The organism is Advenella kashmirensis W13003 (assembly GCF_000506985.1).
In the GTDB taxonomy this organism is placed as follows: Bacteria; Pseudomonadota; Gammaproteobacteria; order Burkholderiales; family Burkholderiaceae_B; genus Advenella; species Advenella kashmirensis_A.
Genome location: NZ_KI650982.1, coordinates 384,659 through 404,977, shown reverse-complemented (window position 1 = coordinate 404,977; position 20,319 = coordinate 384,659). Strand labels below are relative to the sequence as shown.

The 20,319-nt window shown below is 57.3% G+C and carries 17 protein-coding genes; 16 read left to right on the top strand and 1 reads right to left on the bottom strand.

The window, feature by feature from the left end; all coding sequences use genetic code 11:
- The first annotated feature begins 11 nt into the window (after positions 1 to 11).
- The 15 genes from mraZ to lpxC all read left to right on the top strand — a co-directional run bounded on the left by mraZ (position 12) and on the right by lpxC (position 18,705).
- On the top strand, positions 12 to 440 hold the full coding sequence (gene mraZ, locus W822_RS43860; protein ID WP_024007173.1) for a division/cell wall cluster transcriptional repressor MraZ: 429 nt from the start codon (positions 12 to 14) through the stop codon (positions 438 to 440).
- Complete coding sequence (gene rsmH, locus W822_RS43855) at positions 440 to 1,519, top strand: 16S rRNA (cytosine(1402)-N(4))-methyltransferase RsmH (RefSeq protein WP_051401852.1); 1,080 nt, start codon at positions 440 to 442, stop codon at positions 1,517 to 1,519. The genes mraZ and rsmH overlap by 1 nt, the downstream gene beginning before the upstream one ends.
- Positions 1,501 to 1,845 (top strand): cell division protein FtsL, encoded by a 345-nt coding sequence (ftsL, locus tag W822_RS0124120; protein ID WP_024007171.1) that lies wholly within the window; start codon positions 1,501 to 1,503, stop codon positions 1,843 to 1,845. The genes rsmH and ftsL overlap by 19 nt, the downstream gene beginning before the upstream one ends.
- Positions 1,842 to 3,665, top strand: a complete 1,824-nt coding sequence (locus W822_RS43850) for a peptidoglycan D,D-transpeptidase FtsI family protein (protein WP_024007170.1) — start codon at positions 1,842 to 1,844, stop codon at positions 3,663 to 3,665. Before ftsL ends, W822_RS43850 begins: the two co-directional genes overlap by 4 nt.
- Entirely contained in the window at positions 3,662 to 6,457 is a 2,796-nt protein-coding gene (gene murF / locus W822_RS43845; RefSeq protein ID WP_024007169.1) for a bifunctional UDP-N-acetylmuramoyl-L-alanyl-D-glutamate--2,6-diaminopimelate ligase MurE/UDP-N-acetylmuramoyl-tripeptide--D-alanyl-D-alanine ligase MurF, read from the top strand. Before W822_RS43850 ends, murF begins: the two co-directional genes overlap by 4 nt.
- Positions 6,447 to 7,616, top strand: coding sequence for a phospho-N-acetylmuramoyl-pentapeptide-transferase (mraY, locus tag W822_RS43840; protein WP_024007168.1), 1,170 nt, complete (start codon positions 6,447 to 6,449; stop codon positions 7,614 to 7,616). Before murF ends, mraY begins: the two co-directional genes overlap by 11 nt.
- Positions 7,613 to 9,145, top strand: a complete 1,533-nt coding sequence (murD, locus tag W822_RS43835; RefSeq protein WP_024007167.1) for a UDP-N-acetylmuramoyl-L-alanine--D-glutamate ligase — start codon at positions 7,613 to 7,615, stop codon at positions 9,143 to 9,145. Before mraY ends, murD begins: the two co-directional genes overlap by 4 nt.
- On the top strand, positions 9,142 to 10,362 hold the full coding sequence (ftsW, locus tag W822_RS43830; RefSeq protein ID WP_024007166.1) for a putative lipid II flippase FtsW: 1,221 nt from the start codon (positions 9,142 to 9,144) through the stop codon (positions 10,360 to 10,362). The genes murD and ftsW overlap by 4 nt, the downstream gene beginning before the upstream one ends.
- Positions 10,359 to 11,447, top strand: a complete 1,089-nt coding sequence (gene murG / locus W822_RS43825) for an undecaprenyldiphospho-muramoylpentapeptide beta-N-acetylglucosaminyltransferase (protein ID WP_031243631.1) — start codon at positions 10,359 to 10,361, stop codon at positions 11,445 to 11,447. The genes ftsW and murG overlap by 4 nt, the downstream gene beginning before the upstream one ends.
- Positions 11,444 to 12,859 carry a UDP-N-acetylmuramate--L-alanine ligase gene (gene murC, locus W822_RS43820; protein ID WP_024007164.1) on the top strand — a complete coding sequence of 472 codons (1,416 nt, stop codon included), beginning with the start codon at positions 11,444 to 11,446 and terminating at the stop codon, positions 12,857 to 12,859. The genes murG and murC overlap by 4 nt, the downstream gene beginning before the upstream one ends.
- Complete coding sequence (locus W822_RS43815) at positions 12,849 to 13,811, top strand: D-alanine--D-alanine ligase (RefSeq protein ID WP_024007163.1); 963 nt, start codon at positions 12,849 to 12,851, stop codon at positions 13,809 to 13,811. The genes murC and W822_RS43815 overlap by 11 nt, the downstream gene beginning before the upstream one ends.
- Positions 13,812 to 14,621, top strand: coding sequence for a cell division protein FtsQ/DivIB (locus tag W822_RS43810; protein ID WP_024007162.1), 810 nt, complete (start codon positions 13,812 to 13,814; stop codon positions 14,619 to 14,621).
- A complete protein-coding gene (gene ftsA / locus W822_RS43805; protein ID WP_024007161.1) occupies positions 14,618 to 15,847 on the top strand; it encodes a cell division protein FtsA in 1,230 nt (409 codons plus the stop codon). The genes W822_RS43810 and ftsA overlap by 4 nt, the downstream gene beginning before the upstream one ends.
- 219 nt (positions 15,848 to 16,066) lie before the next feature.
- The gene (gene ftsZ / locus W822_RS43800) at positions 16,067 to 17,290 is read left to right on the top strand and encodes a cell division protein FtsZ (protein WP_024007160.1); all 1,224 of its coding nucleotides are present in this window, start codon (positions 16,067 to 16,069) and stop codon (positions 17,288 to 17,290) included.
- A gap of 491 nt (positions 17,291 to 17,781) precedes the next feature.
- Positions 17,782 to 18,705 carry a UDP-3-O-acyl-N-acetylglucosamine deacetylase gene (lpxC, locus tag W822_RS43795; RefSeq protein ID WP_024007159.1) on the top strand — a complete coding sequence of 308 codons (924 nt, stop codon included), beginning with the start codon at positions 17,782 to 17,784 and terminating at the stop codon, positions 18,703 to 18,705.
- On the opposite strand, the gene W822_RS43790 is transcribed toward lpxC, so the two are convergent.
- On the bottom strand, positions 18,684 to 19,124 hold the full coding sequence (locus W822_RS43790) for a DciA family protein (RefSeq protein ID WP_172642828.1): 441 nt from the start codon (positions 19,122 to 19,124) through the stop codon (positions 18,684 to 18,686). The two genes, lpxC and W822_RS43790, sit on opposite strands and share 22 nt — an antisense overlap.
- A 122-nt stretch (positions 19,125 to 19,246) precedes the next feature.
- Here W822_RS43790 and W822_RS43785 point away from each other — a divergent pair, with 122 nt between their 5' ends.
- Positions 19,247 to 20,287 (top strand): M23 family metallopeptidase, encoded by a 1,041-nt coding sequence (locus W822_RS43785; RefSeq protein ID WP_024007157.1) that lies wholly within the window; start codon positions 19,247 to 19,249, stop codon positions 20,285 to 20,287.
- The last annotated feature ends 32 nt before the right edge of the window (positions 20,288 to 20,319 follow it).

The following is a 20,319-nucleotide window of genomic DNA, read 5'->3' as shown; positions in this document are numbered from 1 at the left end:
GGATAAAAGTGATATTTCAGGGAAACAGTGCGCTCACGCTGGATGCCAAGGGAAGGATGACAATTCCTACCCGGTATCGTGACGCCCTGGCCGAAGCCGCAGGCGGCGCCCTGACCATTACCCGCAATTTTGATGGCGGCCTGCTTATCTACCCGCGGCCGGTCTGGGAAGAGAAACGCGAAGCGATTATGGCGTTTCCCATGTCCGCTCGCCACGTACAACGCATGTTGCTGGGTAATGCCCAGGACGTGGATATTGACGGTTCGGGTCGCATTCTGATTGCACCGGAACTGCGCCTGGCGACCAACATTGCCAAAGAGGTGGTTCTGGTCGGCATGGGTAAGCACTTTGATTTATGGGATGCCACGATCTTTGCACAGCAACAGGCGCAGGATCTGGCCAAGGGCCTGCCGGACAGTCTTGAGCATTTTTCACTGTGATGGCAGAAGTGGGATACGAACATAAACCGGTTTTATATGAGGAAACCGTCAATGCGCTGGTGCTTGCCGACTTTCACGCCAAATCTGCCGCAGTCAGGCAGTGGGCGCCGCCGGTTTTGCGCGACGGGGTGTTCGTAGATGGAACTTTTGGTCGGGGTGGGCACAGTCGCCTGCTGCTGTCCGCCCTGAGCAAAAGTGCCCGGCTGTTTGTATTTGATAAGGACCCGCGGGCGATCGAAGCGGCAACGCAACTGAGCCGTGAAGACGACAGGGTGACGGTGATTCATGATGGTTTTGCCACCATGGTGCCGGCACTGGCCGAGCGGGGAGTGATGCAGGTTGATGGCGTCATGATGGATTTAGGTGTGTCGTCGCCACAGATTGACGATGCAGCCAGGGGTTTCTCGTTTATGCGCGATGGACCACTGGATATGAGGATGGATACAAGTCGCGGTCAGACGGCCGCGCAGTGGCTGGCCCAGGCCAGTGTGGACAACATGAAGGAGGTCATTAAATATTATGGCGAAGAACGGTTTGCTTTCCAGATTGCAAAGGCGATTGATGCTCGCCGCCAATCCAGCCCTTTGTGCACAACGCTCGAACTTGCCGAGCTCGTCGCAAACGTCGTCCGTACGCGGGAAAAAGGCCAACATCCGGCCACACGTACCTTTCAGGCTATACGGATTCACATCAATGAAGAACTCAAGGAACTGGCGGACACCCTCGCGTCAATTCTGAAGGTACTGGCTCCACAAGGAAGAATGGCGGTGATCAGTTTTCATTCTCTCGAAGACCGCATGGTCAAGCAATGCTTCGCTGCGGCGTCTACGCTGCCGGCAGAGCTTGCGCGCATGCCCTTGCGCGAGAGTGAAATGCCCGAACCCATACTCAAGCCCCTGGGCAGAGTGCTGGCGCAGGATGATGAGGTTCGCGACAATCCGCGATCACGTTCTGCCGTTCTGCGGGTTGCAGAGCGTACCCATGCCGCCTGGAGTCCCACACATGAAAACGCCATCCGCTCGGCACTGCCGGGGATGGATGCACAGAAACGGAGAGGATCATGGCCCGCCTCGCACTGATATTTCTGATCGGCTTTTTCATGTATAGCGCGATTTCACTGGTGTCCAGTCGCTACCAGCAGCGCCTGCTTTATATCGACATTGGTCGTGCCCAGGCGGCGGAGCGCGAACTGGAAGTGGACTGGCGTCATTTGCTGCTTGAGCGTGCGCAACTGACAACCAGTGCAAATATTGACCGGGTGATGTCCGACAAGCTCAGTATGCAGACCCCACAGATTAATCAGACCGTTTTTATCAAAGAGTCAGAAATGAACGCCCGTGCAGCCCGCTCTGCGGCTGTTCCTGATCAATCTGTTGCCAGTCCGGCGCCAAGGGGAGCGCAATGAAACTGAATCTGGGTTTTCTCAAGTCAAAAAAAAATTCGACCAGGGGCGGCTACCAGCCGGGTAAGCGCGCACCCCGTCATCATTACTATAGCAGCAGTCCCGTGCTGCATGTGCAGATTCCCAAATGGCGGGCACGTCTGCTGTTTGTCGTGATCAGTCTGGGATTTACTACGGTCATTGCCAAATCGCTGTATCTGCAGACCATGAATAACGACTTTCTGCAGGCCGAAGGCGGCAAGCGTTACGAACGTACGCTGGTGCTGCCGGCCAATCGTGGCCGTGTGCTGGATCGCAATGGCGAGTTCCTGGCAACCAGCATCCCTGCAAGGGCCGTCTGGGCTTCGCCCGAGGAAACGCGCAGCGCGACACCGGAGCAACTGGCCCGGTTGGCGCAACTGATCGATATGCCGCTGAAGGATTTGAATACGCGCCTGAGCAGTTCGGACAAAACCTTCGTGTATTTGCGCCGTCAGCTTGCGATGGAGGCGGCCACCGAGATCCAGAAAATGAAAATCCCGGGCATCGGACTGCTGTCCGAAACCCGTCGTTCCTATCCACAGGGCTCACTGATGGCGCACATCGTGGGCTTTACCAATATCGAGGATCGCGGTATTGAGGGCGTGGAGATGGAGTTCAACAAGCAGTTGTCCGGTCAGCCCGGCCTGCGCAAAGTGCTGCGCGATCGTCTTGGCCGCATCATTGGTGATACGCAGGAAGTGGAACCCGCGCGTGATGGACAGAATCTGGAACTGACCATCGACAGCCGCGTGCAGTTTCTTGTGTCCAAAGCCTTGCAAAAGGCGATCACCGACCACGAAGCTTCGTCGGGCGCGGCTGTTGTCGTGGATGCGCAAAATGGCGAAATCCTGTCCATGGTCAGTCTGCCGACTTATGATCCGAATAATCCGCAGGAGCGTCGCGGCGCTGCCTTGCGCAACCGCGCCATTACCGATACGTTCGAACCGGGTTCTATTATCAAGCCGCTGGTGGCTGCACTGGCGCTGGATGCTGGCGCGGTCACTACTAAAACCAAATTCAATACCGGACATGGTACTTACCGCTATCAGGGGGCGACCATTACGGATGTCAGTACGCGCAATGGCGTGCTGGATGTCGCAGGTATTATCCGCCGCTCAAGCAATATTGGCATGACCATGATTTCAGAGCGTCTGCGCTCCGAGCAGATGTGGACTGTGTTCAATGCCCTGGGCTTCGGACAGGCCCCGAATATGGGCTTTCCCGGAGCGGCATCCGGTCGGGTACGTCCGTGGGAACGCTGGCGTCCGATTGAACGTGCGACGATGGCTTATGGTTATGGTCTGTCTGTCTCACTGCTGCAAATGGCCCATGCTTACACGTCCCTGGCCCGAAATGGAGATATGATTTCGCTGTCCCTGGTCAAGAATCGCGCCAATCCGACCAGCATCCAGATTTATAAACCTGAAACCGCCCGTGCCGTTCGCGAAATGCTTGAAGATGCTGCCGGCTCGGAGGGGACCAAAATACAGGGCAAGGTCATGGGCTACCGTATCGGCGGCAAAAGTGGTACGGCCCGTAAAATCATCAACGGACATTACAGCCGCAAGGATTATCGCGGCTCGTTCGTGGCCATGGCACCCATTTCCAAACCTCGTATTATCGTTGCGGTCACACTGGATCAGCCCCGCAAGGGCGGCTACTACGGCAGTGTGATTTCCGGGCCGGTTGCGGCTTCCATCATTGAAGATACGCTGAAGTATCTGGCCGTCCCGCCGGACGCGCCGATCGAACCGGCTCCTCTTGAGGCGCGAAATACCGTACCCAAGAGGAGTCAGGGATGACTGGAACCATATCAGAGTGGCTGCTTGGCCATGTCACGGATAAAGCCGATTTGAAGCTAGACTCCAGAGACATCCAGAAAGGGGATGTCTTTGTTGCTTGTACAGGCAGCGTTGTCAATGGCCTGGCCTATATTGCCGATGCCGTCAAAAACGGCGCGGCAGCGGTTCTTGCCGAGGTCGCGAGCGATGCCGAAAGCCAGGCATTTGATGATAGCGGCTATGATGTACCGGTACTGCCCGTGGTCAATTTGCGCATGCAGCTTGGCCAGATCGCCGATGCCTGGTATGGGCATCCTTCCGAGGCGGTGTCGGTCATTGCCGTCACCGGCACCAATGGCAAAACATCGTGTGTAACCTGGATAGCGGAAGCACTGAACGCGGTGGGCAAGGCCTGCGCAACGATCGGCACGCTGGGAACGGTTCTGCCGGATGGCACCAACTTGGGCGGTTATCTGACCACGCCGGATGTACTCACTTTGCACAGACAGATCGCGCAAATGCGCGATGCCGGTGTACAGTACGTGGCGATGGAGGCCTCATCCATCGGTATTGAGCAGGGCCGTATGAACGGCTTGCGGGTGAAGGTCGCCGCGTTTACCAATTTGACACTGGATCACCTGGATTATCATCAGACCATGGCGCGGTACGAGGCGGCCAAGGCTGCCCTGTTTGCCTGGCCGGGGCTCAGTCATGCGATCGTCAATCTGGATGACGAGGCGGGACAGCGCATTTTTGAGCATTCCAGCGCCCAGGCCCGGGCGGGGTATTCGCTCAGAGCGTCGCCCCTGGCGGCCTATACCGCCGTGGAGCATGAGTTTCACGATTATGGCCTGGTGTTTACCTTGCGCACTCCCGGCGGTGATGCACAATTGACGACCCGTTTGCTGGGCGAGCACTCCATCTCCAATATTTTGCTGGTTGTGGCGGTGCTGGATGCGCTGGGCATTCATCTGCAGCAGAGCGCCGGACTGATTTCTTTATTAAAACCCGTACCCGGGCGACTGCAAACGGTGACTGCGATCGGCGCCGATCCCGGCAGCAAGCTGCCGCTGGTGGTGGTCGATTACTCACATACGCCTGATTCGCTGGAGCGTGCGCTGCAAGCGTTACGGCCTGTCGCGACGGCACGCGGTGGACACCTGGCCTGCGTATTTGGCTGCGGCGGCGATCGGGATAAGACCAAACGCCCGCTTATGGGGCAGCTCGCGGCCCGTCTGGCCGACCAGGTGCTGGTCACGAGCGATAATCCGCGCACCGAGGTGCCGGGTGATATTTTGAACGATATCCTGAAGGGTATGCCCGATGATGCACGTGCCGAGCCCGACCGAGGCTGCGCGATCATTGAAGTGATCCTGAAAGCCTCGCCTGCCGACGTGGTGTTGATTGCCGGTAAAGGACACGAGACGTATCAGGAAATCAATCATGTGCGACAACCGTTCGATGATATCGAATGGTCTCGACTGGGCTTGCTCCTGCGTGGCCAGCCTGCCATTTCAACCGACTCCAGACAGATTCCTGAAAACGGCCTGTTCATTGCCATTCGTGGCGAACAGCATGATGCGCACGACTTTATCGCCGACGCACAACAGGCCGGCGCCGCTGCAGCGCTGGTAAGCAGCCGTGATCCGGCTGTCAGTCTGCCGCAGATTCTGGTTGCCGACACAACGCAGGCTCTGATGAGTATGGGCCACGCCTGGCGCCGACAGTTTTCGTTTCCGCTGATCGCCGTTGCCGGCAGCAATGGGAAAACGACGACCAAGGAAATGATTTCGTCTATTCTGGCGGCGGCGGTGGGCGCAGCGCACCGGTTTGCCACGGAAGGCAATCTGAATAATCAGTGGGGCGTGCCGCGCAGCCTGCTGCGGCTGACGTGCGATCACCAATTGGCGGTGCTTGAATTGGGCATGAATCATCCAGGTGAAATTGAGCAACTGGCTGTGCTGGTCGAGCCGGATATTGCCGTGGTCACCAATGCCCAGCGGGAGCACCAGGAATTCATGCACACCGTCGAGGCCGTTGCCATTGAAAACGGTCAGGTGTTTCGGTCTTTGTCGACCGCAGGTACGGCCGTGTTTCCGGCAGACGAGCCTTATGCCGATTTGTGGCGCGACCTGGCGGGTGGACGGCGTGTCCTGACATTCGGGCAGAACGATAGCGCCGATTTTTATGCAGAGTCTGTGGTACAGGATTCCCAGGGAATTTCGTTTGTAATGAAATCGCCGGTGGGCGAGATTGACATCCGACTTGCCATCGCAGGTCAGCATAATGTCAGAAACAGTCTGGCTGCCGCAGCCTGCGCGCACGCGGCGGGTATTTCACTGGCCGACATTCGCGCCGGTTTGCAGGCGTTCGCCCCGGTCAAGGGACGAATGCGCAGCCATACCCTGTCTGGCGGCCTCACACTGGTCGATGACTCGTATAATGCGAATCCGGACTCCGTGATTGCGGCCATCGATGTACTGGCTGCGCTGCCTGCCCCCACCGTTCTGGTGCTGGGCGATATGGCCGAAGTCGGCGAAAACGGGCCGCAAATGCATGAAGAAGTCGGGCAATACGCCCGCAGCAAGGGTATTACGTATGTGTTTACGTACGGCAATGCCAGTGCGTTGACTGCGCGCGCCTGCGGGGCGGCGGCTGAACATATGACAGATATACATGAAATCGCAAACAGGGTCGTTGCAAGACAGCCCGCTAGCATATTGGTAAAGGGCTCAAGATCGATGCGGATGGAACGGGTAGTACAGGACTTGCTGTCCTGGTCGGAACAAAAAGAGGCTGGTCATGCTGTATGAACTGACCCGCTGGCTCTCACCCACCTTTTCCGTACTCAGTGTCTTTGAGTATATTACCTTGCGGGCGATGCTCGCCTGCGCGACGGCATTGTTTATCGGCTTGCTGGCCGGCCCCAAAGTCATTCGCAAACTGACCGAACTGAAAATCGGGCAGGCGGTGCGCAGTTACGGTCCCGAAACCCATCTGGTCAAAAACGGCACACCGACGATGGGCGGGGCACTGATCCTGATCGCCATTGGCGTTTCTACGCTATTGTGGGCGGATCTGACCAACCGTTTCGTTTGGGTGGTGCTGCTCGTCACATTCGGTTTCGGAGCAATCGGCTGGGTTGACGACTATCGCAAGGTTGTGCACCGTAACCCTGAAGGGATGAGTTCACGCGAGAAATTCATGTGGCAGGCCATTATCGGCCTGATTGCTTCTGTCTACCTGACATTTGCGGTATCTGCACCCGCCAATGCGGATATTTTCCGGCTGATGTGGGCATGGATCAGCAGTGGTTTTACGATGCCGCTGCCGTCCCGCGCCGACCTGATCGTGCCGTTCTTTAAAAGCGTCAGCTACCCGCTGGGTGTATTTGGCTTTGCGATTCTGACCTGGATGGTGATTGTCGGGGCCAGTAATGCGGTGAATCTGACCGACGGGCTGGATGGCCTGGCCATTATGCCTACCGTCATGGTTGGAAGCGCACTGGGCATTTTTGCCTATGTGGTCGGGCGGGTCGATTATTCCAAATATCTGCTGTTTCCCTATATTCCGGGGGCGTCCGAAGTGCTTGTGCTGTGCGCGGCGCTTGGGGGCGCGGGTCTGGCTTTCTTGTGGTTCAACGCTTATCCGGCCCAGGTATTCATGGGCGACGTAGGCGCACTGGCCCTAGGCGGCATGCTGGGCACGATTGCCGTGATCGTGCGCCAGGAAATTGTGCTGTTTATTATGGGCGGCGTCTTTGTTGCCGAAACGTTGTCGGTCATGATCCAGGTTTTCTGGTTCAAGTACACCAAGAAAAAAACCGGCACCGGCAGACGAATATTGCGTATGGCGCCGCTGCACCACCATTTTGAAGTCGGCGGCTGGAAAGAAACCCAGGTTGTCGTGCGATTCTGGATTATTACCATGATGCTGGTCCTGCTCGGACTGGCGACCCTTAAATTGCGATGAATGCCATGACAGACGGCGCAGCCGTTTTCCCCTCTCGAGTATTGATTCTGGGCCTGGGTGAAACCGGCCTGGCCTCTGCATTGTGGTGCCTGCGACAGAACGCGGCCCTGCACATTGCCGATACGCGAGCCAACCCGCCCGGTCTGGCTGCGCTGCTGGCGCAGGGTCAGGGCGATATTACCCAGTTTCTGGGCGAACAGGCACTGAGCGATGCTGCGCTTGAGGGTGTGGAACTGATTGTCCTGAGCCCTGGCCTTGTCCCTTCGGAGCCTGCGCTGGCTGCGTTCCTGAAAACAGCGCAAGACCGCCAGATTGCCGTGGTGGGTGAAATTGAGTTGTTTGCGCGCGCCCTGACAGAACTGGCGACAGCGCAGGCCTATCGGCCCCAGGTAGTGGCGATTACGGGTACCAATGGAAAAACCACGGTGACCTCGCTGGCACAGGCCATGCTTCAAACAGCAGGCAAAACTGCCATTGCCGCAGGCAATATCAGTCCTTCGGCGCTGACTGCGCTCATGCGGGCGCTCGACGAGGGGGCGTTGCCACAGGTCTGGGTGCTGGAGTTGTCCAGCTTCCAGATGCAGACGACCCATACGTTGACGCCAGATGCGGCCACTGTACTGAATCTGACCCAGGACCATCTGGACTGGCACCGCGATATGCAGGAATACATCACTGCCAAAGCGCGTCTGCTTGAGGCCAGCCGCATTGCGATCGTCAATCGCGATGACGCAGTCGTTGTCGGCATGATCGACGATATTCAGGATATCGATGTGCGCAGTTTCGGTTCAGATGAGCCTGCGCTGGTGGGTGACGTCGGTATGGAAAGCGCGCACGGCGTGCTGTGGATTACCGCCAGTGAAAAAGACGATTTTGAATTGCCCGAGGCGCCGGGTGCCCGGCGCAAGAAAAATGCTGAAAAGCCGAAACGCAAACGCGGGTTGATCAAGCGCCTGATGCCGGGCGATGCCATGCAGATCCGCGGCCGGCACAATATGCTCAACGCCCAGGCAGCCATGTTGCTGTGCCGGGAGTTGGGGGTAGGCTGGGGGCCGATGCTCAATACCCTGCGCGACTTCGCTGCAGGCCAGTATCGGACACAGTTTGAGCGCAGTATTGCCGGTGTCGATTTTTTCAACGACAGTAAAGGCACGAATGTGGGCGCGACGGCAGCCGCGCTTGATGGTATGGGACGCACAATTGTTCTGATTGCCGGTGGCGTAGGCAAGGGACAGGATTTTTCGCCTCTGGCGGCACCGGTGCGCCGGTGTGTCCGCGCGGTCGTGCTGATCGGCGAGGCGACCGAGATAATCGAACAGGCGCTGGCCGAAACCGGGGTGGCCTGCCATCGCGCACCCGGCATGGAAGCGGCCGTTGCGCAGGCGCTGGCGTTGGCGCAGGAGGGCGATGCGGTACTGATGTCGCCCGCGTGCTCCAGTTTCGACATGTTCAGAAGTTACGCGCACCGCGGTGAAGTCTTTACTGAAGCGGTGCGGGCGCTCGCGCTGGATAAGGGAGAGGTGGCATGAGTCTGCTGGGCGATCTGAGAGCAAGCGTCAATGCGGTCAAACCAGGCCGCACGAGAATGCGTAACTATGATTTGTTGTTGACCGCTGCTGTCATGACCCTGCTGATGTTCGGGCTGTTGATGGTGTTTTCCGCGTCGATCGCCCTGGTGGACGGACCCAAGTATTCCAATTCCACCCGCTATTATTTTTTCGTGCGCCATGCGATTTTCATTGCCGTTGGCCTGGTCGGTTTTGCCATCACGATTTCCGTGCCCATGCAGCTATGGGAAAAATTTACCCTGCCGGTCTTTTGTGTCTCGTTGTTTCTGCTTGTGCTGGTGCTGATTCCGCATATCGGCAATGAAGTGAATGGCGCCTATCGGTGGATACCGTTGGGACCGCTGAATTTTCAACCCTCGGAGCTGATGAAGCTGGCTATTCTGTTATTTGCCGCGGATTACACCGTGCGCAAGCAGAAGTATATGCATGATTTCTGGCGCGGCTTTGTGCCCATGATGGTGGCGCTGGGCGTGGTGGGCATTCTGCTGCTGCTCGAGCCGGATCTGGGGGCGTTCATGGTCAGCGTCTCGATTGCTGTCGGTATTCTGTTTCTGGGTGGTATCAGTGCGGTTCTGTTTCTGATTCTGGTGGTCGTTTTGCTGGGTAGTTTCGCCTTGCTGATTCTGATGGCGCCCTGGCGGGTCAAGCGTATTTTCGCCTATCTGGATCCGTTTGATCCGGATACGGTGCAATCAAGCGGTTATCAGCTGGCTCATTCCCTGATTGCCATCGGGCGTGGTGAATGGTTCGGCGTGGGCCTGGGTTCCAGCGTTGAAAAGCTGCATTATCTGCCTGAGGCTCACACCGACTTTATTATGGCCGTGGTGGGAGAAGAGCTGGGTTTTGTCGGCATCATTGCGGTTGTGGTGCTGTTTCTGGTGATCGTGCACCGCGGATTTGAAATCGGCCGTCAGGCGATTGCCATGGATCGTGAGTTCAGTGGTCTGGTGGCCCAGGGCGTATCGATCTGGATGGGTGTGCAAGCCCTGGTCAACCTGGGCGTATGTCTGGGATTGCTGCCGACCAAGGGGCTGACATTGCCGCTGGTCAGTTATGGCGGATCGTCTATTGTGATGAATCTGGTGGCGATCGCGATTCTGATGCGGGTCGACTATGAGAGCCGACTGATGATGCGCGGCGAGCGACCTGATCGAAGGCCGTTGCGAGAATATCGATGAAGAGCGTCAATTCCTCTGACCGCATACTGCTGGTCATGGCCGGCGGGACCGGCGGGCATATTATGCCAGGGCTAGCCGTTGCGGCACAAATGCGCGAGCGCGGCTGGCAGGTCATCTGGATGGGAAACCCCGAAAAAATGGAAGGCAGGCTGGTGCCTGCAGCGGGTATCAAATTGTTGCCCTTGCATTTTGCAGGTTTGCGGGGAAAAGGTGCGTTGGCGCTGCTCAAGTTGCCGTTTCTGATGGCACGGGCCTGCCTGCAGGCGCGCCGGGCACTTAAACAGAGCCGACCTGCCGTGGTGCTGGGAATGGGCGGCTATGTTGCCGTGCCGGGCGGCATGATGGCGGCGCTGCAAAGAATTCCGCTGGTTATTCATGAACAGAATGCAGTGGCCGGTACAGCCAACAAATGGCTTGCTAAAATGGCAACTTTTGTATTGACGGGTTTTCCAGATGTCTTGCCGGGTGGCTCGATGGTGGGAAATCCGGTTCGTCATGAACTGGTCGCAACCGGCGATCCGGCTGCGCGCTATGCTGCCCGGGACGGCGTCTTGCGTATTTTGGTCGTAGGTGGCAGTCTGGGCGCCCAGGCGCTTAACACCGTAATGCCGGAGGCAATGGCGCTGATCGCCCCGCAGCAGCGTCCGCATATTAAGCATCAGGCTGGCGAGCAACATATCGCCAGCCTTCAGGATGCCTACGAGAAAGCAGGCGTGGCAGCGGAGTGTCTGCCTTTTATTGAAGATATGGCGTCGGCCATGACGTCTGCCGATCTGGTTATTTGCCGTGCGGGCGCCATGACGGTCGCCGAAGTGGCGGCCGTGGGCGTGGCGGCGTTGTTTATACCGCTGCCGCATGCGATTGATGATCATCAGACGGCCAACGCTGCCTGGCTGACCAACCGTAATGCGGCGTGGACACAGCCGCAGCGCGATTTGACCGCCACCTGGCTGGCCGACTGGATACAGAGCCGTACTCGTGACGAATTGATGCAGACCGCAGTGGCTGCCCGGGCCTGCGCCAGAACGCAGGCCGCGCAGGCCATTGCAGATATTTGCGAGCGCGCGAGCGCAGGGAAAACATGAAACATCGGATTAGACATATTCACTTCGTCGGTATCGGCGGCTCGGGCATGAGCGGGATCGCCGAGGTTCTGGTGAATCTTGGATACAAGGTAAGCGGCTCGGATTTGCAGGAGTCGGCGGTTACCCGCAGACTCGCAGAACTGGGGGCTGAAATTTTCGTTGGCCATCATGCAGCCAATGTCGGGGAGGCCGACGCCATTGTGACCTCGACTGCCGTCGCCAACAGCAATCCCGAGGTGCTGACCGCCCGGGCCAAGCGTATTCCCGTGGTGCCGCGCGCCATTATGCTGGCCGAGCTGATGCGTCTGAAACGCGGCATTGCCATTGCCGGTACCCATGGCAAGACCACGACCACCAGCCTGGTGGCCAGTGTGCTGGCCGCTGCAGGGCTGGATCCCACGTTTGTGATCGGCGGACGCCTGAACTCGGCCGGTGCCAATGCCCGTCTGGGGCAGGGTGAATACATTGTGGTCGAGGCCGACGAATCGGACGCGTCGTTCCTGAATCTGTTGCCGGTCATGTCTATCATCACCAATATCGATGCTGACCATATGGATACGTATGGTCACGACATGACCCGCCTCAAAAGTGCTTTTGTGGAGTTTACACAGCGCATGCCTTTTTATGGCAGTGCGATTGTCTGCGTAGACGACAGCAATGTGCGCAATATCATTCCGTTTATCTCTCGTCCCCTGGTGACCTATGGGTTTGGCGAAGAGGCCATGTTCCGCGCGGTCAACGTGCAGGCTCAGGAAACCCGCATGGCCTTTACGGTTGAGCGGCGCATCACGCCCGCGCGGCGACTGCCTGACCTGGATATTGTCCTGAATTTGCCCGGGCGCCACAATGTGCTGAACTCTCTGGGGGCGATCGCGGTGGCGACCGAACTCGAACTGGCCGACGCCGACATCGTCAGTGCGCTGGCCGGCTTCAATGGAGTGGGGCGTCGTTTTTCCCACATCGGCGACTTTAACGTGCCGTCGGAACACGGTGGCGGCACCTATACCGTGATTGACGATTATGCTCATCACCCCATTGAAATGGCCGCCACGGTTGAAGCGGCGCGTGGCGCCTGGCCTGACCGCCGGCTTGTACTGGCTTTTCAGCCGCACCGCTATACGCGCACCCGCGACTGCTTTGAAGACTTTGTTCAGGTGTTGAGCCGGGCAGATGCCGTGCTGCTCACTGAAGTTTATTCCGCCGGCGAGCAGCCTATTGTGGCGGCCGATGGCCGGGCACTGGCGCGGGCACTGCGCGTGGCTGGCAAGGTGGAACCGGTATTCGTTGAGGAAGTCACGGATCTGCCACAGGCGATTACGGATTTTGTTCGCGACGGGGATGTTGTCGTTGTTATGGGCGCCGGCTCTATCAACAAAGTGCCGGGGCAATTGGGAGAGCGCAATGAACACTGATTTTGGCAAGGTAGGCGTGCTCTATGGCGGCCAGTCCGCAGAGCGGCCCGTGTCGCTGGTCTCGGGCAAGGGGGTGTACGATGCGCTGATCAGCAAGGGTATTGATGCCCACCTGTTTGATACCGGCGAGCGTTCGCTGGCCGAACTGGCTGCTGCGGGCTTTGATCGCGTATTTATTGCCCTGCATGGCCGCTATGGCGAAGACGGCAGTCTGCAGGGGGCGCTCGAACTGCTGCGCATCCCCTATACCGGCAGCGGTGTGATGGCGTCCAGTTTGGCCATGGACAAAATCATGACCAAGCGCATCTGGAGCGCACAGGGCATTCCCACGGCACCTTATTGCCAGGTGCAAACGCGCGAAGACATGGACGCGGCCAGCCGGACGCTGGGCTATCCCTTTATTTTGAAAGCCCCGCATGAAGGTTCAACGCTGGGCCTGAGCAAAGTAACCGGCCCTGACGGCCTGTCCAGCGCATTCGAAGAGGTTCATGCGTTTGACAGTGAACTGCTTGCCGAAAAATTTATCGAAGGTCGCGAACTGACCGTGGCGATCCTGGGCCAGGGAAACCAGGCTCGGGCGTTTCCTGTCATCGAAATCGTCGCGCCCGAGGGTAATTACGATTTTGAACACAAATACGTGTCCAACGACACACAATACCATTGTCCGGCCAGTTTGCCCGAGGCGCTGGCGGCGCAGATCCGGCAGACCTGCGAACAGGCCTTTGTCGCGGTCGGCTGCGAGGGCTGGGGGCGCGTAGACGTGATGCTGGATCGCGATCATCGCTATTTTCTGCTGGAGGTCAACACCTCTCCGGGCATGACGCCCCATTCACTGGTGCCGATCGGCGCCAAGGCCGAAGGGATGAGCTACGCCGATTTATGCGTGCAGATCCTGGCCCAGGCCAGCTGCAAGATCCGGCATGATCAGCCCAAGACGGAGACGCAACTGTAAATGATTACGCCCAGCGCCCGCATAACCAACTTTGTCGCCAACCTGCTGATGCTGCTGGCGGTCGTGGTGTTGCTGGGCGCCGGTGGATACTGGCTGATCCATCGACCCATGTTCAACCTGACCCGTATCGTCATTGAACCCATGAAGGGCAACCGGCTGGAGTACGTGTCACCGGCCAGTATCCAGCAGACCATTGCCGGCAAATTGCAGGGTAATTTTTTTACAATCAATCTGCCCGAGTCAAAGAAACTGTTTGAGCAATCGCCCTGGGTTCGTCATGCCGACATCACACGGGTCTGGCCAGACGGCCTGCTGATCAAAATCGAAGAGCAGGAACCGTTTGCCTACTGGAACGAGCGGCAGATGATCAATACCTGGGGAGAAGTGTTTACGGCGAACCAGGCCGAGCTACCCGAGGATGCGGATTTACCACAGTTCAATGGACCCACCGGTTCGGAAACCCTTGTGGTACAGCGTTATGCCGAGCTGGTGCGGTGGCTGGCCCCCCTAAATTTGGGTGTAGATGAGATTACACTTAGTGATCGCTATGCATGGCGTGTAGAATTGAACGATAATACCAAACTGGTACTGGGCAGGGACCCCGGGGCCGATGCGTTGAATCCGCACGGGGGGCAGGGTGCGGTATCATTTGCCTCTACGATTGAACGTTTTGTTCAGGCGTGGCCTGTTTTAAAGGAAAAAGTTGCCGGCCGGCACATTGCCCAGGTTGACTTGCGTTATACCAAAGGTTTTGCCATCACCTTCGAGCCGGCAGCGACAACACAATCGGATAGTAAAGAGAAAAAATGACTCGTGACCTAAAGGACCTCATCGTTGCTTTAGACATCGGCACCAGCAAGGTGGTTGCAGTAGTGGCTGAAGCTTTGCCTGAAGAAGGGCGCTTTGAAGTAATCGGACTTGGACAACATGAATCCAAGGGCATGCGAAAAGGGGTCGTGGTCAATATTGAATCCACGGTCAATTCGATCCAGCGCGCGCTGGAAGAAGCAGAACTCATGGCCGACTGCAAAATCCGCGAAGTCTATACAGGCATTGCCGGCAACCATATCAGCAGCTTTAATTCCAGTGGCATGGTGGCGGTCAAGGACAAGGAAGTGTCCGAGGCCGACGTGGCCCGCGTGATTGAAACAGCCAAGGCAGTCAATATTCCGACCGATCATCAGGTTTTGCATGTGCTGACCCAGCAGTTTATTGTGGATTCGCAGGAAGACATTCGCCAGCCGGTGGGCATGAGCGGCATTCGCCTTGAGGTGCGCGTGCATATTGTCACGGGTGCCGTGAGTGCGGCGCAGAACATTGTAAAATGCGTGCGCCGCTGCGGTCTTGAAGTTCAGGACCTGATTCTGCAGCCGCTGGCCTCTTCGATGGTCTGCCTGACCAATGATGAAAAGGAACTCGGTGTCGTTCTGCTCGATATCGGTGCAGGTACGACCGATATTGCCATTTTCGCCGGTGGCGCCATCCGTCACACCATGGTTGTGCCTATCGGTGGCGACCAGGTCACGGGCGACATCGCCACGATGCTGCGCACGCCGACACCCGATGCTGAAGAAATCAAATTGCGTTACGGGATTGCCAAGCAGGTGCTGGCCAATCCCGATGAGCTGATCGAAGTGCCGGGCCTGGGTGATCGCGATGTGCGCCGGGTCAAGCGCCAGACACTGGGTGCGGTCATCGAGCCGCGTATCGAAGAGCTGTTCATGCTGATCCAGCAGATTGTGCGCGAATCGGGATATGAAGATCTGATCGCTTCAGGCGTTGTGCTCACGGGCGGTACGGCATTGATGCCGGGCATTGTGGAACTGGCCGAAGACGTGTTTCTGAAGCCGGTACGCGTGGCTGTTCCCGATTATCGCGGCAGCCTGGCCGACATGGTCAGAAACCCTCGTTTTTCAACCGTGATGGGCTTGCTTACCGAGGCGCGTGTACAGCGTTTGCGGGGCGGTAAGATTAAGCAACAAAATGGAACGCTAAAAGATATTATTTCCCGCATGAAAGAATGGTTTATGAATTAGAATATCGGGTAGTCTGTATGGGTCATGCAAAATGACACATGCAATCTGGCGATAGCGCGTGGCAGCGCGCCGATTAACTGCCAAAATGGCCGGGCAGGTGGCCATGGAGACGGTTCAAGTACGATGCGAGACAGGCGCTGGCATTGTTTTTGAGACGGTTTCCGAAAAACGCAGTGGGAACTTTTCGTTAATACGTTTCGGAATACAGGAGTTGGGAATATGGACTTTCAATTATTGGACGACAGTAACAATAGCGGTACCGTCATCAAAGTGATCGGTGTAGGCGGCGCAGGCGGCAATGCCATTTCACACATGATGCGGGCCGGACTCAAGGGCGTGGATTTCATCTGCGCCAATACCGACATGCAGGCGCTGATTGCAACTGAAGCGCCTGTCCAGATCCGTCTGGGTCGCAGTGGCCTGGGCGCTGGCGCCAAACCCGAACAGGGTCGTGCCGCAGCAGAAACCGCACGCGAAGAAATCCGTGCTGCGCTCAATGGCGCAAACATGGTCTTTATTACCGCCGGCATGGGGGGCGGCACAGGTACGGGCGCGGGCCCGGTGGTGGCCGAAGTGGCCAAGGAACTGGGTATTCTGACAGTGGGTGTGGTCACCAAGCCCTTTTCATTTGAAGGCACCAAGCGCTTGCGCGCAGCCGAAGAAGGCATTGCCGATCTGTCCAAGCATGTTCATTCCCTGATCGTCGTGCTGAACGAAAAACTGTACGAACTGATGGGCGACGATGCGTCACAGGACGACTGCTTCAAAGAAGCTGATAACGTACTCTACAACGCCTGCGCAGGCATTGCAGAAATCATCAATGTCCAGGGTAATATCAACGTCGACTTCGAAGACGTCAAAACCATTATGGGTGAACATGGCCAGGCCATGATGGGCACCGCCGTGGCTTCCGGCCCCGATCGTGCTCGCATTGCCGCAGAAAATGCCATTGCCTGCCCATTGCTCGAAGGCGTGGATCTGAACGGTGCGCGTGGCCTGCTGGTCAACATTACGGCCAGCCGTTCACTCAAAATGAGCGAAACCCGCCTGATCAACGAAATCATCAGCAGCTACGCAGCCAAGGACGCCACCATTATTGTCGGTAGTGCATACGACGATGAAATGGCCGATGAACTGCGCGTGACCGTGGTCGCAACCGGCCTGGGCCGCAAGCAGCCTGAACTGGTCGTCAACAACGGCCCCGATGCTGAATTTGAAGCGCTGACCGGCACACACGGTGGTCATACCGATCTGTACGGCGGCAGCTTTCTGAATCAGCCAAGCGGCGGCCGTGCTCCCGTGCCTCCTACCGTGATCCGTTCGGGTCGTGGCGGCGGCGCAGCACCGAACAAAGCGCAATTCGAACAGCAGGTTCGCGCCATGGAATCGTCTGGCGTGGAACGTTTCGATATTCCTGCATTTTTGCGTAAACAGGCAGACTGATCGTCCTGTTTCCCGACAGAGAAGAAGCGGACTGCTGCCCGGTTCGTTTCCCTCGCTCCGTCTTGGCTTTGTTCCAACCGTAAAAAACGACCCTTCGGGGTCGTTTTTGCATGGTGTGCTCCTGCTGCGCGACGCTGATTGAAACATATACCGCGTCGATTCAAGCCTTTTAGCGGCAAATCAGAGTAAAATACTCGGAAACGACACGTGTCTTTTGGTTATGTGTCCGTAGAGTGACTGCCGTCGGAGGCATAAGGCCCAAAATCCGCTGAACACCAGCCATGGCGTTGATCCGTTGTCAGACGGGATTTCCAGCGCTCGTATCTCCGCCGCCTGCCGATGCATTGCCTGAGGCCGCTGTTCTGACCGAACGGCGCCCTGTCCGGTGGTAACCAGGCCATTGCGTCCAATCATCATCGACCTTCACTGGCGCCACTCATTTCACCCTCGCCGGGTGTTTTCATGAATATTTTTGTAAGTTGAGAAATGCGATGCTACGACAAAGAACCATTAAGAATTTGGTGAAAACCACCGGTGTTGGCGTGCATTCTGGTCGCAGGGTTGAAATTACATTGCGGCCTGCCCAGGCCAATACCGGCATTATTTTCCACCGGGTAGATACACCCGAAGTCGTCGATCTGCCTGCCCATGCAGACAAAGTCGGCGATACGCGGATGGCGTCCGTATTGCAAAATGGCGATGTCCGTGTTTCTACCGTAGAACACCTGATGTCGGCCCTGGCCGGTCTTGGGATCGACAATATTCATGTCGATCTGAACGCCGAAGAAGTGCCCATCATGGACGGCAGCGCCGGCACCTTTGTCTATTTGTTGCGCTCGGCCGGCATCGAAGAGCAGGACGCGCCCAAGCGCTTTTTGCGCGTTTTGAAAACAGTTGAAGTACAGGATGGAGAAGGCGAGAACGCCAAATGGGCCCGCCTTGAGCCCTATGCCGGTTTTTCTCTGGCTTTTTCCATCAATTTCCATCATCCGGCCATTGATTCGACCGCCAGCTTTGCCGAAGTTGACTTCGCCCGCGATTCCTACACCAAGGAAATTGCCCGTGCGCGCACCTTTGGGTTCGCGCAGGAGGTCGAAGCCCTGCGGGCGCATGGTCTGGCTCGCGGCGGCAGCCTCGATAACGCCATTGTCATGGATGAATTTCGTATTCTGAATGCCGATGGGCTGCGTTACGATGACGAATTCGTCAAGCATAAAATCCTGGATGCCATTGGCGATCTGTATTTGATCGGGCATCCGCTCCTGGCGCGTTATGTGGCCTGCAAATCCGGTCATGCCCTCAATAACAAGCTGGCACGCACGCTGCTGGCCCAGCCCGACGCATACGAAATCATTACGTACGATTCGGCTGCGGCGGCGGCCGATGCGGTCAGTCAGGATTGGCGCCTGGCCTGATTTTTGCGCAGGATTCTGGCCAGGGTTCTGGCCAGTTCGTCATTGCTTGTGTTTTTTTGCAGTTCAAGCAGGGCGTCACAGGCTTTTTCGCCCAGATCCTGCACCTGGCCGGGCATGGGTGAGGCCTCGGTGAAGCTGGCCGATCTGAGACCTGCCTGTATTTTTATGCGGATTTCATCCACCTGTTGCCCACGGGCAACCAGCAGCTGATGTATAGTTGTGGTCAATTGTCGGATTTTCGCTGCGTGGGCGGCGCTGGGCACGGCAATAATCAGCGTGCCCTGTTCCAGTCCCACGACGCGGCATGCATGACCCACCGGAAGTTGCAGAGCATTAGCAATCAGCCCCTGTATCAGGCTGAACTGTTCTGCCTTCTCCAGTAGTCGGGCGCGGCGTGCGTCATGCCCCAACCAATTCAAGGCCGTTTTACCTTCGCCTCGATCGCGGCGCGAAGCCCCGTTTTTTTTGTAAAACAGCGCCATTATTTTTTACAGGTACGAAATTGAAAGATGAGCCACATGCTTTGCAGGATACCACTCCTGTGAAGACAAAGAAAGTATGGACATTTGGCGTGTTCATGCTCAGCCTCGGACTGGCGGTTGCCGGCGGCGCGCTGCTGGAACGCCATTTTGGATTACCCTCGCTGCCGGCGCCCGAGCAGATCGCCTCGGTTGAATCAACGCCAGAGGCGTTGCGCGACGCGGCCCTGATCCGCCACAACCTGAATGTACTGGCCTCGCAGGTCGGGCAGTTGCGGGCCAAAGCCGACACCATCACCCGCCTGGGCGAGCGTCTGGCGGTGACGACGGGCAACGATGCCGAGCCCTCGGAGCTGAGCCAGTTGCTCAGCCAGAATGCCGTGGCCAGCGACGAGCCCATGGAAGAGCTTGAACCCGAAAACGATAGTGTCGTATCTGCAGAAGAGTTGGGACGCGAACTCGATAAGCTCAAAGTCGAACTCTCGCGTGGCGACGATATGCTCAAAACGGTCGACATGGCGCTGCAATTGCAGGGCGCCGTGCAGCAGCGCACTCCCACGGCCATCCCGGTTTCCATGAACAACGCACGCGTGTCTTCCACCTATGGATGGCGCAAGAACCCAGTTACCGGGCGTTATATGCTTCACAGCGGCGTGGATTTTGCCGCACCTGCCGGTTCTTCGGTATATGCCGCTTCGGCCGGGATTGTCCTGGCGGCCGGCACAATGAGCGGTTATGGCAATGTGGTGGATATTGACCATGGCAACGGCGTTGTCACCCGTTATGCGCATAACTCCAAACTGCTGGTCAAGGCGGGCGATCTGGTTGCCAAACGCCAGGTGATTGCCAAAGTCGGCAGTACGGGCCGTTCAACCGGCGCACACGTGCATTTCGAGGTTCGCGTCGATGGCAAGCCTACCGATCCCATTGCCTTCCTGAGCCAGATGTCCTCGTCGACCGCGGTCGCCAGTGCGGCACCGGATGGTCTGCAGCAGAAAGCAGAGCAGGTCGCTGCCGCCGCGCTGAGTACAAAAATTGTCACAGATACAAAAGAGCATGTCAGATTGCCTCCGGGAATCACCACCCGGCCCCGTATGCGTTAAACTATTATGATTTTCTTGTGATGACTCACTAA

What these genes read in the sequence shown, in the direction of transcription:
- rsmH (WP_051401852.1), top strand. Translation starts at nt 440, where the DNA reads ATGGCAGAAGTGGGATACGAACATAAACCGGTTTTATATGAGGAAACC.
- ftsL (WP_024007171.1), top strand. Translation starts at nt 1,501, where the DNA reads ATGGCCCGCCTCGCACTGATATTTCTGATCGGCTTTTTCATGTATAGC.
- W822_RS43850 (WP_024007170.1), top strand. Translation starts at nt 1,842, where the DNA reads ATGAAACTGAATCTGGGTTTTCTCAAGTCAAAAAAAAATTCGACCAGG.
- murF (WP_024007169.1), top strand. Translation starts at nt 3,662, where the DNA reads ATGACTGGAACCATATCAGAGTGGCTGCTTGGCCATGTCACGGATAAA.
- mraY (WP_024007168.1), top strand. Translation starts at nt 6,447, where the DNA reads ATGCTGTATGAACTGACCCGCTGGCTCTCACCCACCTTTTCCGTACTC.
- murD (WP_024007167.1), top strand. Translation starts at nt 7,613, where the DNA reads ATGAATGCCATGACAGACGGCGCAGCCGTTTTCCCCTCTCGAGTATTG.
- ftsW (WP_024007166.1), top strand. Translation starts at nt 9,142, where the DNA reads ATGAGTCTGCTGGGCGATCTGAGAGCAAGCGTCAATGCGGTCAAACCA.
- murG (WP_031243631.1), top strand. Translation starts at nt 10,359, where the DNA reads ATGAAGAGCGTCAATTCCTCTGACCGCATACTGCTGGTCATGGCCGGC.
- murC (WP_024007164.1), top strand. Translation starts at nt 11,444, where the DNA reads ATGAAACATCGGATTAGACATATTCACTTCGTCGGTATCGGCGGCTCG.
- W822_RS43815 (WP_024007163.1), top strand. Translation starts at nt 12,849, where the DNA reads ATGAACACTGATTTTGGCAAGGTAGGCGTGCTCTATGGCGGCCAGTCC.
- W822_RS43810 (WP_024007162.1), top strand. Translation starts at nt 13,812, where the DNA reads ATGATTACGCCCAGCGCCCGCATAACCAACTTTGTCGCCAACCTGCTG.
- ftsA (WP_024007161.1), top strand. Translation starts at nt 14,618, where the DNA reads ATGACTCGTGACCTAAAGGACCTCATCGTTGCTTTAGACATCGGCACC.
- ftsZ (WP_024007160.1), top strand. Translation starts at nt 16,067, where the DNA reads ATGGACTTTCAATTATTGGACGACAGTAACAATAGCGGTACCGTCATC.
- lpxC (WP_024007159.1), top strand. Translation starts at nt 17,782, where the DNA reads ATGCTACGACAAAGAACCATTAAGAATTTGGTGAAAACCACCGGTGTT.